General features: G+C 49.9%; 14 protein-coding genes. 8 read left to right on the forward strand and 6 right to left on the reverse strand.

Annotated features, from left to right (window positions below):
• The first annotated feature begins 20 nt into the window (after positions 1–20).
• From DBY97_RS10415 to DBY97_RS10425, 3 genes are all read left to right on the forward strand, one after another.
• Positions 21–602 (forward strand): hypothetical protein, encoded by a 582-nt coding sequence (locus DBY97_RS10415; protein ID WP_234394555.1) that lies wholly within the window; start codon positions 21–23, stop codon positions 600–602.
• A gap of 167 nt (positions 603–769) precedes the next feature.
• Entirely contained in the window at positions 770–2485 is a 1716-nt protein-coding gene (locus DBY97_RS10420) for a DUF4178 domain-containing protein (RefSeq protein ID WP_107858276.1), read from the forward strand.
• A 66-nt stretch (positions 2486–2551) separates the two neighbouring features.
• Positions 2552–4156 (forward strand): NAD(P)-binding protein, encoded by a 1605-nt coding sequence (locus DBY97_RS10425; RefSeq protein ID WP_107858277.1) that lies wholly within the window; start codon positions 2552–2554, stop codon positions 4154–4156.
• 65 nt (positions 4157–4221) lie between these two features.
• Here DBY97_RS10425 and DBY97_RS10430 read toward each other — a convergent pair whose 3' ends face one another.
• Both DBY97_RS10430 and edd read right to left on the reverse strand, forming a co-directional pair.
• Entirely contained in the window at positions 4222–4860 is a 639-nt protein-coding gene (locus DBY97_RS10430) for a bifunctional 4-hydroxy-2-oxoglutarate aldolase/2-dehydro-3-deoxy-phosphogluconate aldolase (RefSeq protein ID WP_107858278.1), read from the reverse strand.
• Positions 4861–4950: 90 nt separating this feature from the next.
• On the reverse strand, positions 4951–6786 hold the full coding sequence (gene edd / locus DBY97_RS10435) for a phosphogluconate dehydratase (RefSeq protein ID WP_107858279.1): 1836 nt from the start codon (positions 6784–6786) through the stop codon (positions 4951–4953).
• Positions 6787–7269: 483 nt separating this feature from the next.
• Between edd and zwf the strand changes: the two genes are divergently transcribed.
• The 5 genes from zwf to pgi all read left to right on the forward strand — a co-directional run bounded on the left by zwf (position 7270) and on the right by pgi (position 13148).
• Positions 7270–8715 carry a glucose-6-phosphate dehydrogenase gene (zwf, locus tag DBY97_RS10440; protein WP_107858289.1) on the forward strand — a complete coding sequence of 482 codons (1446 nt, stop codon included), beginning with the start codon at positions 7270–7272 and terminating at the stop codon, positions 8713–8715.
• 63 nt (positions 8716–8778) lie between these two features.
• Positions 8779–9474: a 6-phosphogluconolactonase gene (gene pgl, locus DBY97_RS10445; protein ID WP_107723588.1), complete on the forward strand. Its 696-nt coding sequence runs from the start codon at positions 8779–8781 to the stop codon at positions 9472–9474.
• Positions 9455–10435 (forward strand): glucokinase, encoded by a 981-nt coding sequence (locus tag DBY97_RS10450; RefSeq protein ID WP_107858280.1) that lies wholly within the window; start codon positions 9455–9457, stop codon positions 10433–10435. The genes pgl and DBY97_RS10450 overlap by 20 nt, the downstream gene beginning before the upstream one ends.
• Positions 10436–10512: 77 nt before the next feature.
• Entirely contained in the window at positions 10513–11361 is an 849-nt protein-coding gene (gene hexR / locus DBY97_RS10455; RefSeq protein ID WP_004519348.1) for a DNA-binding transcriptional regulator HexR, read from the forward strand.
• A 143-nt stretch (positions 11362–11504) separates the two neighbouring features.
• Complete coding sequence (pgi, locus tag DBY97_RS10460) at positions 11505–13148, forward strand: glucose-6-phosphate isomerase (RefSeq protein ID WP_107858281.1); 1644 nt, start codon at positions 11505–11507, stop codon at positions 13146–13148.
• Positions 13149–13198: 50 nt separating this feature from the next.
• On the opposite strand, the gene DBY97_RS10465 is transcribed toward pgi, so the two are convergent.
• The 4 genes from DBY97_RS10465 to DBY97_RS10480 all read right to left on the reverse strand — a co-directional run.
• Entirely contained in the window at positions 13199–14296 is a 1098-nt protein-coding gene (locus tag DBY97_RS10465; RefSeq protein ID WP_107858282.1) for an NnrS family protein, read from the reverse strand.
• Between the two features lie 121 nt (positions 14297–14417).
• Positions 14418–15032, reverse strand: a complete 615-nt coding sequence (locus DBY97_RS10470; protein WP_003766668.1) for a CadD family cadmium resistance transporter — start codon at positions 15030–15032, stop codon at positions 14418–14420.
• Positions 15033–15342: 310 nt separating this feature from the next.
• A complete protein-coding gene (locus DBY97_RS10475) occupies positions 15343–16035 on the reverse strand; it encodes an ATP-binding cassette domain-containing protein (RefSeq protein ID WP_199900765.1) in 693 nt (230 codons plus the stop codon).
• Positions 16035–16548: ABC transporter permease (locus tag DBY97_RS10480; RefSeq protein ID WP_159069492.1), on the reverse strand; the 514-nt coding region annotated here is incomplete at its 5' end. The genes DBY97_RS10480 and DBY97_RS10475, both read right to left, overlap by 1 nt.

Raw genomic sequence — 16548 nt, forward strand, 5'->3', positions numbered from 1 at the left:
GTCAGGCCGTCTGAAAAAAATTGGCTGATAGTAAATTAGATAACAAATTTTGTATAAAAAGGCTTTTAAACAAAATGCTTAAAATAAAAGATTGGAAGAGAAACAGAAGTTTGCCATTGGTTATTTACTTGCTTGCAGGTTTGTTTTTGCTTGGAGTGGAAAGTGCCGAGGCAAAAAAATTAACACATGATCGTACCGAGTATTGCCGTAATCAAGTTTATGTCAGTAATAACCAAGGCGCATCCCTGCAAGCTCAACCGGACGATAAGGCATCTTCAATCGCTCAATTGCACTATATGCAATACCTTTGCGTTGTCGGTAATGACAGCAAAAATACCGAAGAAGGATACTCTTGGATAAAAGTAAAAAAAGTACCTTTGGCAATCAAAGAAAACCAAATCAGTTGCCATGATATGGGCCTACCTGACAACTGCACCAAACTTACCGATTTCCCGACTGAATGGAAGATCAAACCGCCCAAAGGCAAAAAATGTCGTCTTTCCACTCATGTTGATGATGAAGGTCAGTTGCTTGTTGTCGCAAAAGGCGTTTGCCCGACCGGATGGGTAAAAGAGAGAGATGTACAATTTTTTGCCGATTAGTAAACTTGGCTTTAGTTAAAGAAAACAAAGTTCATCATATGGCAGAACAATCAAGAAAAAAGATTTAACTTATTCTTTATTAAAAGACAGGCCGTCTGAAAGCATATTCAATCCGTTTTCAGACGGCCTTAAACCTTGTGCTGATTAAACTGAAATATTGACGTTATATGGAAAAAACGCCTTTTTTTAAAACCGATTGCCCAAGCTGTGGTGCGCCTGTGGAGGCATATTCCGCTACTGCCGTGACGCTGGTGTGTGGCCATTGTCACAGTATGCTGGTAGTTAGAAAAGGAAAGAAAAAAAGCGGGAGCATTGTCTCATATTCGGAGCGGGATTCTGCGCTCTTGGAGGATTTCAGTCCGTTGCAAATCGGCACGAGGGGTGTTTTTGCGCATCGGAATTTTACGTTGATCGGAAGATTGCAGGTGCATTACGATGTCGGCGTATGGAACGAATGGTATGCTTTGTTCGATGATGGTCTGACCGGTTGGTTGTCTGAAGTTGGTGATTTATATGCTATGACCTGTGAGGCTTCAGGCAAGGCAAAAGGGTTGCCGACAACTTTTGAGTCAGTTCGCCTTGGGCAGAGCTCTTTCGAGTTGGACGGTAAAACTTTTGTCGTTTCAGACGCACGCACCATCCATTACTGCAATACTGATGCACAAGGAGAGTTACCGTTTAACCTGACCGCAAAAAAGGCGACAGGTAAGGTTTGTGATTTTCGTTGTGGCAAGCTGTTTCTGACCATAGATTTTACAGTATCGCCACTCACCATTTATCTTGGCCGCGTTGTCAGTTTGAATAGCCTGAATCTGGAAAACTTACGCAGCGATGATGAGATCCAGGCAAGTGCAGGTCGTCTGAAAGGAGAAATTCACGCCGAAGCCTGCCCTAATTGTGGTGCATCGGTTCATTGGCCAAGTGGCGTAACTTCTTTTTTTCTTTGTTCCTCTTGCGGCAGCAGTCTGAATACGACGAAAGATACTGTCGAATTGATGAAAGAAAATACGGCACGGCAGGCACAGCAAAACCTGTTTACGCTGGATATTGGCACGATAGGCCGTCTGAACGATACGGAATATCGGGTGATTGGCGCCGTACAATATGCCGAAATCCCTTTCGGCAGTATTACCCGTAACTATGTTGTCAAGGAAGAGCGGTTTGGGAAGTGGACGGAATACCTGCTTTACAATACACAGCAGGGCTTTGCTTGGTTGGTAGAATCGGGAAATAGCTGGCGGTTTTCGGAAACTTTGCAAGCATGGCCGGAGTTTGATGTCAACGGCAACCCTATCGATGAGGAGGTGGTTGATCGTTACGGCGGGCGGGTTGAAACAGCAGCGGGAGCGTTTTATTGGTGTGTCAAAAGCGGGGATTTGATTGACTATACCGAATACCGTTCAGCAACAGATTATTCTGACAATTCCAGATTGTGTGCCGAACAGGGCAAGGATGAAACGGTTTGGAGCAGAAGCAAACCTATTCCTTACAGCCAAATGAGAAAGGCATTCGACCTGCCGCGTGATTCGGTAGGTGCGTTTGGCTTATGGCTGACAAACGAAGAGAGGCGTCCTGAAGATCGTGATGACAGAATCCGTGCTTTTGCTACGTTGATTCTCATCGTTATCAATCTTCCGGCGTGGTTGTCTCCAGATTTGTTGAGCTTTGAAGGCATTGGGGTTAGTTTGTTTGCATTGGTGTGGATATGGATAGCGGAGAGATTTAAAAATGACGACGATTACGAAGAAGAGAGGGGTGTTATGATACTTGGCTTCTTCTTTATGATTTTTATTGCTACCTTATTCAACTATGTTAGCGTAGATGAAGGTGATTCGTCTTATTCGGGCAGCGGCTACAGTGGTTATTCTGGTGGACATAAATAGTACGAGGTGCACTCAAACTAAAGCAACCGCTATCTCATTTTTTTTCAGACGACCTTTTTATAAAACATGCTAACCCGCCGTCAATTTCTCAGCTATACCGCCGCACTTGGCGCTGCCTCTGCTTTTTCTTGGCAAACTTACCAATACCTCAACCGCAAACCGCCGGTTTCTATTAACCGTGTCGGCTTGCCGTTGGGGCATTTGTTGCGCGACGGGGAATTGTTGCAAGTGCCGACTCGTCGTTATGAATGCAATACGTTGATACTTGGCGGCGGTGCGGCGGGTTTGGGGGCGTTGTGGTATTTGGCGAAGCATAATCACCGCGATGTATTGTTGGCAGAAGGATTTGAACGCAATGGCAACAATGCTGCCTATACGTCTTCAGACGGCATGAAAGCGCCGAGCGGTGCGCATTATTTGGCTTTGCCGTCGAAAGAAAGCGTGTATGTGCGCGAGATGTTGGCGGATTTCGGTATTTTGCAGTCGGACGGCAGCTTTAGGGAAACCGATTTGGTCTATGCGCCCGAGTCGCGCCTCTTATATCAGGATAAATGGGTGGAACATTTATTGCCGAAAGAAGATGCGGATTCCAAAAGGTTTTTTGATTTAATCGGCCGTCTGAAACAGGCTTACGGCAATGACGGTAAGAAAATTTTTGCCATTCCGATTGCGTTGTCATCGGTAGATGAAACATGGCGCAAACTTGATAGCTTGACGTTCAAACAATGGCTTGAGCAGGAAGGTTATAACTCGTCTGAGCTTTTGTGGTATCTCGATTATTGTTGCCGCGACGATTACGGACAGGGCATCGGGCAAGTGTCTGCCTTTGCCGGACTGCATTATTTTGCCGCCCGCAACAGCGCGGAAACCGTCCTCACTTGGTCTGAAGGGTTGGCACATCTTTCTGAAAACCTGCGCCGTCATGCCGGTTTGCAGGAAGGCTGGCAATGGCCGTCTGAAAATCGTATCTATTTGGAGAAACCCGCTTCGGTTAATGCTTCCGCCGTCAAAATCAAACCGCTTTCAGACGGCCGGATTGAAGTGTGGCTGCGTGATAATGCAAAAGGAGAAACCGTTGCCGTCACCGCGCAACACCTTATCTCCGCCATGCCGCTGATGGTTGCCGCCCGTATTATTGAATCTCCAGAACAATTTGGTCTGGACATTCCCGAATACGCACCATGGCTGGTTTCTAATTTTGAACTGCACAGTTTCCCGAAAGAAAAAAACAACAGCGAACTTGCGTGGGACAATGTGGTTTACGGCAGCCAAGGGCTGGGTTATGTTGTTGCGACCAACCAGCTTATCCGGGTTGCCCGTCCCGAACGCACGATTTTTACCGCCTACGCCGCGCTCAACCACGATACGCCGCAAGCCGTCCGCCGCAAATTGCTTGAAGCAAGCGACGAAGAGCTGCTCCGGCTTGCCGCACAAGATCTGCTTACCGTTTACGGCGAAGGCTTTTGGCGGCATGTTTCCCATGTTGACATTACCGTCCGCGGGCATGGCATGAGCGTGCCGAAACCCGGCTATTTAAGCGATGAGGCTTTATTAAAAATCAGAAATCGAAATACTGGATTATTGTTTGCACACAGTGACTTAAGCGGCTATTCGGTATTTGAAGAGGCTTTGTATTGGGGTGTGGAAGCAGCACGGAAAGTGTTGGCTTAATTGATATAAAAAGGCCGTCTGAAATCATATTCAGACGGCCTTTTCTTTTTTAACCTATAACCTGATTAGGCTTTTGGTTTCAAAGCGGCAGCTTCGCGAGCCAGACGGGTGATGGTATCCCAGTCTTTGTTTTTGATGGCTTCTTTTGGGGTCAGCCATGAGCCGCCGACGCACAAAACATTAGGCAGTGCCAAGTACTCGGGTGCAGTTGCCAGGCTGATGCCGCCGGTCGGGCAGAAGCGAACATCGGCGTAAGGGCCGTACAGGGCTTTGAGCATGGCTTTGCCGCCAACGACTTCGGCAGGAAAGAGTTTGAGTGTGTCGATGCCGTGTTCCAAAGCCAGTTGGACTTCGCCCGGAGTGGCAACGCCGGGAATCAGGGGGATGCCGCTGTCGTGGCTGGCTTTGGCGAGGGATTCGTGCAAACCTGGGCTGATGGCGAAAACCGCACCTGCGTCTTCGACGGCTTTGAGCTGCTCGGGATTGGTTACCGTACCTGCGCCGACGATGGCGTTGGGCACTTCTTTGGCAATCAGACGGATGGCGTCGAGGCCGACAGGGGTGCGCAGGGTGATTTCGAGGGTGGGAATGCCGCCTTCGACAAGGGCGTGGGACAAATCGACGGCAGTACTCAAGTCGTCAATCGCCATTACCGGCACAACTGCGCCGGCAGTCAGAATTTCACGAGGGGTCAGTTTAGACATTTTAGGTCTCCGTTTGGGACTGTATCGTAATAGGTTCGTTAACATGGTTTCAGACGGCCTGTTTGTTTTAAAAGGCCGTCTGAAAAGGGTTTAGGCAAATTCACCGCCGAAGCTCATGGCGCCGGTTTCTGCGCTGCTGGTCATGCTGCGGAAGTTGGCGAAGAGTTCGCGGCCGCAACCTTGTTGGTTGGCGCTCAAGTCGATACGTTCGACTTCGCGGGCGTTCCATTCGGCTTCGTTGATCAGGACGTTGAGTTCGCCGGTAACGGAGTCGAAGCGGATCAAGTCGCCGGTACGGATTTTGGCGATGTTGCCGCCCATCAGGGCTTCAGGCGTCATGTGGATGGAGGCTGGAACTTTGCCGGACGCGCCGGACATACGGCCGTCGGTCAGCAGCGCCACTTTAAAGCCGCGGTCTTGCAGGATGCCCAAAGGCGGAGTCAGTTTGTGCAATTCGGGCATACCGTTGGCGCGCGGGCCTTGGTAGCGGACGACGCAGACGAAATCGCGTTCCAACTCGCCGCGTTCAAATGCGGCCAATACTTCGCGCTGGTCGTTGAACACGATGGCGGGCGCTTCGATAATACGGCAGCCTTCGCGCACGGCGGACACTTTAATCACGCCTCGTCCGATGTTGCCTTTCATCAGGCGCAGACCGCCGTCTGGGGAGAACGGATTGTCGGCTTTGCGCAGGATGTCGTCGTTGCCGCTGGTTTCGGGGGCTTCGCGCCATTCAAGTTTGCCGTCGATGAGGAAAGGCTCTTTAGTGTAGTGGCGCATACCGTGTCCGACAACGGTATCGACATCGTCGTGCAACAGGCCTGCGTCCAGCAATTCGCGGATAACGAAAGGTAGGCCGCCTGCCGCGGTAAAGTGGTTCACGTCGGCTTTGCCGTTTGGATACACACGGATCAGCAATGGGATGATGGAGGAAATTTCGTCGAAGTCGTCCCAGTTCAAAATCACGCCTGCGGCACGCGCCATGGCAACGAGGTGCATGGTGTGGTTGGTCGAGCCGCCGGTTGCCATCAGGCCGATTAGGGCGTTGATGAAGGATTTTTCGGTCAACATTTCGCCCAATGGTTTGATGGTACCGTTTTTAATGCCGCGAGCGAGGTGTCCGGCAGCGTAGCGGGTCAGGGCTTCGCGCAGGTCGGTGTATGGGTGGACAAAGGCGGCGGCAGGCAGGTGCACGCCCATCATTTCCATCATCATTTGGTTGGAGTTGGCAGTACCGTAGAAGGTACAAGTACCCGGGCTGTGGTAAGAACCCATTTCGCTTTCAAGCAAGGCATCGCGGCCGACTTTGCCTTCGGCGAAAAGCTGGCGGGTACGGGCTTTTTCTTTATTGCCGATACCGCTGGACATCGGGCCTGCCGGAACGAAGATGCCCGGAATATGGCCGAAAGACAAAGCGCCGATCATCAAGCCCGGTACGATTTTGTCACATACGCCCATAAACAGGCCGCCGTCAAACATTTGATGCGACAGACCGATGGCGGTACTCATGGCAATCACGTCGCGGGAAAACAGCGACAATTCCATACCGGCATAACCTTGCGTGATGCCGTCGCACATGGCGGGTGTGCCGCCGGCGACTTGGGCGGTCGCGCCGTTTTTCTGTGCTTCGTCTTTGATTTGGTCAGGGAAGTCTTTAAACGGCTGGTGTGCGGAAACCATGTCATTGTAGGCAGTGATGATGCCTAAGTTGGGGACGGTTTCCTGAAGCATTTCGATTTTGATACTCTTAGGCATGGCGGCATAGCCGTGCGCCAAATTGCTGCAGCCGAGTTGGTTGCGCTCTAAGCGTCCCATCTGTTTGGCGCTGCGGATTTTCGCCAGATATTTTTCACGCGTCGGGCGGCTGCGCTCGATGATGCGCTCGGTAATCTCGGCGAGTTTCGGGTGAATAGGAGTGGGGTTCATGTGCTGTCTCCTGGCAAAACGATATGATAGGGATTTTGTTTGCGCGTTTCTGATTTTTGTATTGGGTGTTTTTTTCAGACGGCCTGGAGCTGTGGGAATAAATAATGAGTGCCGTCTGAAATGTTGAAGATTTCTCTTCGAAGCGTCTGTGTATTATAGTACAAATTCTGTAATTTTGTTACAAAATAATTCGTTAAGTGGAAGAAATTTGATTTAAATCGAGGTATGGTCAATTCGTAAAACGATGGGCTGCAAAAGTCATCAAACTTTTATGTTAAATCAAACAATTTGTAAAAATGAGAATGGACAAAATCTGTAGCCATGTGTAGTATTACTACTCATTAGCCCGCTTGTTTGAAATTTTGGTGCAGGCGATTGGTTTTTTACTGCTTATTGCTTAAAGGCTTTTGATTTTAATCGATTTTTATGGGTGACGACAGTCCAAAAGTTTTGAAGCAAGCTTCCTCAACGAGAGATGAAACGATGAGTACACAGACAAATTTTGATTTGGTGTTGTTTGGCGCGACCGGCGATTTGGCAATGCGTAAACTTTTGCCTTGCCTGTATCAGGCGCATGTAGCCGGTTTGCTTCATCCCGAAGGTCGTATTTTGGGCGTAAGCCGTAGCGAATTGGATACCGCCGGCTTTTTGGCCAAAGTGGAAACGAATTCTAAAATCCATGTCAAACAAAACTTCTCAGAAGAAGCGTGGGCATCGTTTATCCAACGTCTTGAGTATTTGAAAGTCGATGTGACAAAGAAAGACGACTTCATTGCTTTGGGCGACTTGGTAAAAGCGCGCAAGAATACTGAGAATGTCGTGATCTACCTCTCAACTGCGCCGAAATTCTTTGCGCAAGCCTGTGAAAACCTTGCCGAAATCGGTTTGAATGCCGATAACGTGCGCGTAGTTTTGGAAAAACCGTTGGGTACGAACTTGGCTTCTTCCCAGCAAATCAATACAGATGTGGCCCGTTATTTCAAAGAAGAGCAAATCTACCGTATCGACCATTATTTGGGTAAAGAAAGCCTGCAAAACCTGCTGGCCTTGCGTTTTGCCAATGTGATGTTCGAGCCTTTGTGGAACAACAAATATATTGAAAGTGTACAGCTGACCATCGCCGAGCAGTTGGGCGTGGAAGAACGCGGCGAGTTTTACGACATTACCGGCGCGTTACGCGATATGGTACAAAACCACTTGATGCAAATGCTTTGTATGACTGCGATGGAAGCACCGGCGAGCTTGGATGCCGATGCCGTACGCGACGAGAAAGTGAAAGTCATCAAATCTCTGAAACCGCTGACCATCGAATCCGTCAACGAAAATGTTATTCGCGGCCAATATGTTGCAGCAAACGGCATGAACGGCTATCTGGAAGAAGTCGATGTACCGAAAGACAGCTTCACTGAAACCTATGTTGCCATCAAAGCCGAAATTGAAAACGAGCGTTGGAAAGGCGTACCTTTCTACCTACGTACCGGCAAACGCATGGCAGGAAAAGTGGCGGAAATCGTGTTGAACTTCCATCCGCTGCAAAACCATATTTTTGACAACAGCCAACCTGCGCCGAATCGTTTGGTTATTGAACTACAACCGACCGAATCCGTCCGCCTTTACACTCAAGTAAAAACCCCGGGTGCAGGCAACAAAGTCGAAGTGACACCGATTGGCGTGGACTTGGGCACAGCAGTAGAGGGCCGCCGCGCTGAGGCTTATGAGCGCCTGCTGCTGGATGTGATTAACGGCAAACTCGCTTTGTTCAACCGCCGCGACGAACTCGAAGCTGCTTGGGAATATGTGATGCCTATCCTGGAAAACTGGGCGAACAATACAACGCCTCCGCATGCTTACGAAGCCCATTCTTGGGGTCCTGAAGCTGCGCGCGCGCTATTGGCGCGTGACGGCAACAAGTGGCACGAAGAGCAATAATATTTCTTTCAGACGGCCTTGTTTTCCAACAAAAGGCCGTCTGAAACCATGAAAGGACGAAACATGTTTGTTTGGCACGAACAAGAAAACGCTGCAACTGCCGCGCAGGCTCTCGCTGATGCCGTTGCCGCTGCATTACAAACCGCGTTGAATGAGAAAGGCCATGCGGTTTTGGCTGTTTCCGGCGGTCGTTCGCCGATTGCGTTTTTCGAGGCTTTGTCGCAAAAAGATTTAAATTGGCAAAATGTCGGCATTACTTTGGTGGACGAGCGTATTGTCCCGACCACGCATGCCGACAGCAATACAGGCTTGGTACGTGAATATCTGCTCAAAAATAACGCGGCCGTTGCCACATGGATTCCTGTTGTTGAAGACGGAAAGTCTGAAACTGAATTACAACCTGAAGTTGTCGTTGCTTATGCATTGAAACATTACAAGCAACCTGACGTGCTGGTGTTGGGCATGGGAGGAGACGGGCATACAGCGTCGTTGTTCCCTCAAGCGCCTCAATTACAGGCCGCAATCAATGAAGCTGATGACCCGACATTGATTCATACTACGCCGGTTACCGCGCCGCATGAGCGTGTGAGCATGACTTTGGGTGCGATTGCCAAAACGCCGAATGTATTTTTGGCCATTCAAGGCGCAGAGAAAAAAGCGGTATTCGACAAAGCTGCTGCAAGGGCCGATACCGAATATCCGACCAGTCTGATTCTCAATCACCAAGGAATTAACTGCCATGTCTACTATGCACACTGAAGCTTATCCTCGTTTGGTTGCCGATATCGGCGGTACGAATGCCCGTTTTGCACTTGAAACTGCACCACAGGTCATTGAAAAGGCTGAAGTCTTACCTTGCCAGGATTACGACACCATTGTCGATGCCGCTAAAACTTATTTGGAACGCGCAGGCAGTCCGAAAGTCTTGCACGCCGCCTTTGCGATTGCCAATCCGATTTTGGGCGACTGGGTGCAGATGACCAACCACCACTGGGCATTCTCCATCGAAACCACTCGCCAGGCTTTGGGTTTTGAAACGTTGATTCTGTTGAACGACTTTACCGCCCAGGCTTTGGCGGTAACAAAAACCGATAAGAAAGACCTGGTACAAATCGGCGGTCAAAAACCCATCGAATTTGCGCCTAAAGCCGTTATCGGTCCGGGTACCGGTTTGGGTGTCAGCGGTTTGGTGCACAGCGCTGCCGGCTGGGTGGCGTTGGCAGGCGAGGGCGGCCATACCAGCTTCCCGCCGTTTGACGATATGGAAGTATTGATTTGGCAATACGCTAAAAACAAATACGGCCATGTTTCTGCCGAGCGTTTCTTGAGCGGCGCAGGTTTGAGCCTGATTTACGAAGCATTGGCCAAACGCGACAACATCAAACAATGCCGTCTGAAGCCTTCTGAAATCACCGATAAGACATTGAGCGGAACATCGCCGATTTGCCGTCAGACTTTGGATATTTTCTGCGCCATGCTGGGTACGGTTGCTTCCAATTTGGCTTTGTCATTGGGTGCGCGCGGCGGCGTGTATTTGTGCGGCGGGATTATCCCGCGCGTGTTGGATTACTTTAAAACATCCCCGTTCCGCAGCCGCTTTGAAAATAAAGGCCGCTTTGAGGCTTATCTTGCCGCCATTCCCGTGTATGTCGTATTGAGCGAGTTTCCGGGCATCGTCGGTGCGGCGGTCGCATTAGACAATCATTTAAATAACGTTTAAACACACAAACGGCGGTGCAGGGCAGGGTGCGAAAATGTGCCTTGTCCTGAACGTCAAAGAATCAAAGGGTAGAGTATATGTTAAGCAAAATCAGCGAATCATTGTCCAATCTCTCCGGTGCGGAACGCAAAGTTGCCGAATCTGCGCTGGCCGAGCCGAAATGGTTCGTTCATGCCGCTGTGGCGGAAATCGCCGAGCGTGCGTCCGTCAGTCAGCCGACTGTAATCCGTTTCTGCCGCAGCTTGGGTTACAAAGGCTTGCCTGAGTTCAAACTCGCTTTGTCTGCCAGCATCGGCCACGAAGGCATGCCTTACGTTCATGAAGAATTAAACGCCGATGACAACATGGGCAGCGTGGTCGAAAAAGTATTGGGCAATGCCGCAGCCTCCCTTTTGGGCGAGCGCCGCTTCCTGAAAGAATCCGAGCTTGAAAACGCGATTGCCATTCTGATGCACGCGCGACGCGTTGAGTTTTATGGTGTCGGCAACTCCGGCATCGTTGCCCAAGATGCGCAACACAAATTCTTCCGCTTCGGTATGTCCACCGTTGCCTATGTCGATACGCATACCCAGCTGATGGCGGCTTCCGTATTGACTGAGCAGGATGTGTTGGTGGCGATTTCCAATACCGGCTCATCTATCGAATTGTTGGATGCGGCCAGTATCGCCAAAGAAAACGGCGCAGCCGTTATCGCGCTGACTCGCAATGATTCGCCGTTGGCTCAAATGGCCGACTGCGTATTGAGCATTGCCACTCAGGAAAATGCCGAGCTTTATACGCCTATGGTGTCCCGCCTTCTGCAGTTGGCCGTTATCGACATTCTTGCCATCGGTTTGGCCTTGCGTTTGGGCGACACTGCCAGCACGCAACTGCAAAAAAGTAAAAAAAGCATACATAACAAGCACATCGAATACGATAAAGATTGATTCTTCACTGACATTTTCAGACGACCTCGTTCCATATCAAGGCCGTCTGAAACCTCAAAAAACGGAAACCACCCCGTTCCCGTTTCAGACGACCTCACGGCCGTTTTCTCAACAAAACTGTCCACTATCCAGGAGAGCATCCGATGAAACACCTTCACGATTTACCAGCTTGGTCAAAATTATGGATACATTTTGACGAAACCAAAGAACAACACATGCGCGAAATGTTCGAGCAAGATCCCGAACGTGCCGAGCGCTACTGGCTGCAGGTTGGCGGCCTGACTTTGGATTATTCTAAAAACCGTATCAACGACGAAACCATGTCGCTTTTGTTCGAGTTGGCGCGTGAAGCAGGCGTGCCGGAGCGGATGCAGCAAATGTTCCACGGCGAAAAAATCAATACGACAGAAAACCGCGCCGTACTCCACGTTGCCCTGCGCAACCGCACCAATGCCCCCATTGTTGTGGATGGTGAGGATGTGATGCCTAAAGTCAACCATGTCCTGCAACGCATGGGCGAGTTCGCGCATGAAGTCCGCAGCGGCAGCTGGTTGGGCTATACCAACCAAGTTATCACCGACGTCGTCAACATCGGTATCGGCGGCTCCGACCTCGGTCCGCTGATGATGTGTACCGCGCTCAAACAATTCGGCCATCCGCGTTTGAACATGCACTTCGTCTCCAACGTGGACGGCTCCCAACTGCGCGACGTATTGTCCAAAGTCCACCCCGAGACCACCCTCTTCATCATCGCCTCCAAAACCTTCACCACCCAAGAAACCCTGACCAACGCCCTGACCGCGCGTAAATGGTTCTTGGATCATGCGGGTGATGAAAGCGCCGTGGCCAAACACTTCGTTGCCGTATCGACCAACCAAAAAGCCGTTGCTGAATTCGGTATCGATACTGCCAATATGTTTGAATTTTGGGACTGGGTCGGCGGACGATACAGCCTCTGGTCGGCCATCGGCCTGCCGATTATGCTGTATCTCGGCGAAGAGAACTTCATCGAAATGCTCAACGGCGCGCACCTGATGGACCAACACTTCATCAACACGCCGCTAGAGCGCAACATGCCCGTCATCCTCGCCCTCATCGGCATCTGGTACATCAACTACTACGGCGGCGGCAGCCACGTCATCGCCCCTTACGACCAACATCTCCACCGCCTGCCCAAATTCATCCAGCAGCTCGACATGGAGAGCAACGGCAAACAAGTTACCCTTGACGGCAAACCGGTCGGCTACGAAACTTCCCCGATTATTTGGGGCGAAACCGGTATCAACGGCCAGCACGCATTCTTCCAACTGTTGCACCAAGGTACACACATCACGCCGATTGACCTGATTGCCTCCCTTGAAAAACGCAGCAATTTGCAAGGCCATCACGAAATCCTGTTGGCCAACGTTTTTGCCCAAGCCGAAGCCTTTATGCGCGGCAAAACCCCAGACGAAGTCCGCTCCGAACTCAAAGCCCAAGGCATGGAAGCAGAGCGCATCGAAGAGCTGGTTCCGCACAAAACCTTCTCAGGCAACCGCCCGACCAACCTCATCCTCATGGACAAAATCAACCCGCGAAATATGGGCAGCCTGATTGCCATGTACGAACACAAAACCTTCGTCCAAGGCATTATTTGGGGCATCAACAGCTTTGACCAATGGGGCGTAGAGCTCGGCAAACAATTGGCCAAAACCATTCTTGCCGAATTGAACGGCGAGACTGAAGTGCAAAAACACGACAGCTCGACTACACGTCTGATTAATCTTTATTTGAATGCCAACAAATAAAGCATTTATTTAAAGCTAAGGCCGTCTGAAATTTTCAGACGGCCTTTTGTTTATTCCGGATCATCCGTAAACGCATTTTCCTGAAATATCGGTACAAATATGAAAAGATAGAGTACGAATACGGCGATGGTCAGAATCGCAGGGACGGTAATGAAAAATATCAGGTTTACGTTCATCAAGAAAGCGCGCGAGACGGCGGCCATAAAGAGCAGGGGAACGGCAATGCGGCAGAGTTTTGGGTAGTCGAGTTTGGTAAAACCGCTGTGCCATAATCCGGCGGTCAGCCACACCATCATCACGCCGCCCATCATGCCGCCGAGGGTAATCAGGTGCAGAGGGGCGGAGGAAGGCAGGTTTTGCAGTTTCGCCGCGCCTGTCCACAGATAACCTGCGGCGGCAAAAAGTTGGAGCAGGTAATAGGTGCGGACGTAGTGTTTGCGCAGGAGTTCGTGATGGTGAAGCTCACGCAGTTTGGCAAGCAAGATAAAGCCGACGGCAAGCGCGGTAAAACCGGCGGTTTGCGCGGGCAGCCAAAGTTCGGCGGCGGCGTGCAGCAGCAGGAAAGTAATGGCGATGTTTTTATAAACGATATTTGGAATAAAAACAGGGTCTTTCAGACGACATTCTTTAAGAGCTTCCGCACCCAGAAGGACGCTGACGCGGATGGATACGAACATCACCGCCGCCATGTTCAGATGCACTTGCGCGCGCAGTAAGTTCAAATCACCGCTTACGGCATAGGCCGTCTGAAAAACGGTGAACGCGGCAAGCAGCATCAACAGAGCGAAGTTGTCAGTGTTGCGGTCGAGCCAAATCAGCCAGGCGCAGAACAGCAGCAACACCAGCCAATAGGCGGCGACGAAAAACGAGGCAGTTTGCGGCGAAAAGGGCAGTATGGTGGATGCGGCGAGCAGTAATGCCGCCATTAAAGTAGCGACAGGTTTCAGACGGCCTTGATAGCCCGTCCATTCGAGCATGGCGGCAGTCAGGAAGCCACCGTATGCCGCAGGCAGCATGAGTTCTAAGAAGATTTGGCGGTGCAGGACGATGGCGCCGGGGCTGATGAAAAACACCAACGCGCCGAGTATGGCAAGCACCGCCGCACCGACGAAAAACGGCCGCATAGGGTGGGTGAAAAATTTATTCATGGCTTGGCTTGATTCTGCATGAAGATACTTTCGGATATGGATTTATTGGGCGGACAGGGCTGTATCTTTTGCCAAAGAGGCAAGCCGCAAGGTTTGTCAGATACTCAAATGCCCGTATCATTCATATTATTGATATTATTGTTTGAATTGTATTATTTTCAATAATAATAAATAATCCTAAACCAATATAAATAACAGCCATTATCCAACGACTAAACTTCTCTACAATTTCACCAACACCTGAAATATTAGCCAATCTTTGTGCTGTATATACTAAAACAAAAATCAATATTAAAAATACAAGAAGAGTAACTAATAAGTCGACAAGATCTAAAGTCACAAAGTAAGGAACAAAAAGTCCAATATTATCTGCACCACAACTAGCAACTGTAACCAAAGCAACAATACCGACTAATTTTGACAACCCTTTTTCATCCAATTCTTTTTTAGCTCTTTTTTCACCCTCACAATCGTCGTAAATAGCAACTTTAATACCTAAGTAAATCGGTATTAAACCTAATAAACCCAACACCCATTTTTCCGGAACATAATTCAAAACAAAAGCTAGAAATAAACTAACTAATATTAAAATTACAGAACCTAAATATTGTCCGATATAAATATCTCGATATTCTTTTCTAGTATTTGCTCTAGCAAAAAATATTAATAGTATTACCAACAAATCTACTGCTGTAGCAATATATAAAACAGCAGCAGTAATCACAGTCGAAAACATAAAGCACCTCATAATGAATCCTCTGCCCCCTTGGCACCACGGCTTTTTCAAAAACCGAATCGCGTTCGGATAACAGATTCGTATCTTTCGCTAAAGAGGCAAGCCTGCGGCTTGCTTACCCTCTCCCAATTCCCTCTCCCACGGGGAGAGGGAATTGGGCTGTCGAGCCTGAACATTTTCAGGTTTACCTGACATCTGATTCCCAATTCTACGGCTCTCTGACTTTGAGAAATCTGATCCCCTTTCCCCGTGGGAGAGGGTTAGGGAGAGGGCAACGAACCGCAAGGTTTGTCAGAAATTTAAATTCCTATCACTCATAATAATGAATCCCCTGAAACTCTCTTGCCACCACGGCTTCTTCAAAAGCCGAATCGCGTTCGGACAGCGGCGTAGGCAGGGTAATCACGTTTTGCACGTTCATGCCCTTAGTGGAAAGCAGCATGATTTCATGGCTCAGGCGTGCGGCTTCGAAGCGGTCGTGCGTTACCAGTATACACGCCATGCCCTGCCGCTCGATTTTTTCCACCAGCATGGCGACCAAAATATCGCGCAAATCACGGTCCAAACCGACAAACGGCTCGTCCAGCAAGGCAAGGTCGCAGCCGCACAGCAGCAGGCGTAAAAACGCCACCCGTTTCGCCATGCCTCCGGACAATTCGGTCGGATATTTGTTCAAATCGCCCGCAGTCAGCCCGACTTTTGCCGCCAGCACGATGATTTCGCCTTCATCGGGTTTGTCCATAAAAATCGCGATATTCTGCATCGCGGTCAGGTTTTCCAGCAGGCGGTTTTCCTGAAACAGAAAACCCGTTTTGCGGAAAGTATTGCGTATTGTGCCCGATTTCGGCGTTTCCAAGCCCGCAATCAGCCGCAAAACCGTCGTCTTGCCGCAGCCGCTCGGCCCGAACAAAGCCTTCACTTCGCCATGTTGCAGGTTCAAACTGAAATCGCGCACGATGGGGTCGCGGAGAATTTCAAAACGCACGTTTTCAAGGCTGAGCATCATCTCCTCCACGGCATAAACAAAATTTCCAAAGGCTTGGTAATCAGGTATTCAAACAGCGACACAAACACGATAACCAGCACCACATAAGCCATCACCGTCGAAGTCTCCAGCATCGCTCTTGCGTCCGCAATCCGCGCGCCCACGCCTTCACTCGCGCCTAAGAGTTCCGCCATAATCACCACCTTCACCCCCATCGCCACCGCCACGCCGATGCTGGAAATCACATAGCCCGTCAGATGAGGGATATACAGATAACGGATTTTTTTCAGACGGCCTAATTTATAAGCGTCAAACAACTCCTCATGCTGCTTGTTCACACTCGCCATCCCGACCGCCGCGCTCGCAAACGTCAGCGGCGCAACCAACACAATAATGGTAAACAACACGCTCGGATTGCCGAAACCGAACCAAAACAGAGCCATCACCACCCAAATAATCGGCGGCATCGCCAACAAAATCGTAATCACAGGCTTGAGCAACGCCATCGCCGTCTTAAAACTCCCCGCCACC

It is taken from the genome of Neisseria subflava, from assembly GCF_003044645.1.
Lineage (GTDB): Bacteria > Pseudomonadota > Gammaproteobacteria > Burkholderiales > Neisseriaceae > Neisseria > Neisseria subflava_B.

Excerpts from the sequence above, each read along its gene's own strand:
- DBY97_RS10465 (WP_107858282.1), bottom strand. The coding sequence starts at position 14,296 with ATGAATAAATTTTTCACCCACCCTATGCGGCCGTTTTTCGTCGGTGCG.
- DBY97_RS10475 (WP_199900765.1), bottom strand. The coding sequence starts at position 16,035 with ATGCTCAGCCTTGAAAACGTGCGTTTTGAAATTCTCCGCGACCCCATC.
- pgl (WP_107723588.1), top strand. The coding sequence starts at position 8,779 with ATGTTTGTTTGGCACGAACAAGAAAACGCTGCAACTGCCGCGCAGGCT.
- DBY97_RS10425 (WP_107858277.1), top strand. The coding sequence starts at position 2,552 with ATGCTAACCCGCCGTCAATTTCTCAGCTATACCGCCGCACTTGGCGCT.
- zwf (WP_107858289.1), top strand. The coding sequence starts at position 7,270 with ATGAGTACACAGACAAATTTTGATTTGGTGTTGTTTGGCGCGACCGGC.
- DBY97_RS10450 (WP_107858280.1), top strand. The coding sequence starts at position 9,455 with ATGTCTACTATGCACACTGAAGCTTATCCTCGTTTGGTTGCCGATATC.
- DBY97_RS10420 (WP_107858276.1), top strand. The coding sequence starts at position 770 with ATGGAAAAAACGCCTTTTTTTAAAACCGATTGCCCAAGCTGTGGTGCG.
- DBY97_RS10430 (WP_107858278.1), bottom strand. The coding sequence starts at position 4,860 with ATGTCTAAACTGACCCCTCGTGAAATTCTGACTGCCGGCGCAGTTGTG.
- pgi (WP_107858281.1), top strand. The coding sequence starts at position 11,505 with ATGAAACACCTTCACGATTTACCAGCTTGGTCAAAATTATGGATACAT.
- hexR (WP_004519348.1), top strand. The coding sequence starts at position 10,513 with ATGTTAAGCAAAATCAGCGAATCATTGTCCAATCTCTCCGGTGCGGAA.
- edd (WP_107858279.1), bottom strand. The coding sequence starts at position 6,786 with ATGAACCCCACTCCTATTCACCCGAAACTCGCCGAGATTACCGAGCGC.
- DBY97_RS10470 (WP_003766668.1), bottom strand. The coding sequence starts at position 15,032 with ATGTTTTCGACTGTGATTACTGCTGCTGTTTTATATATTGCTACAGCA.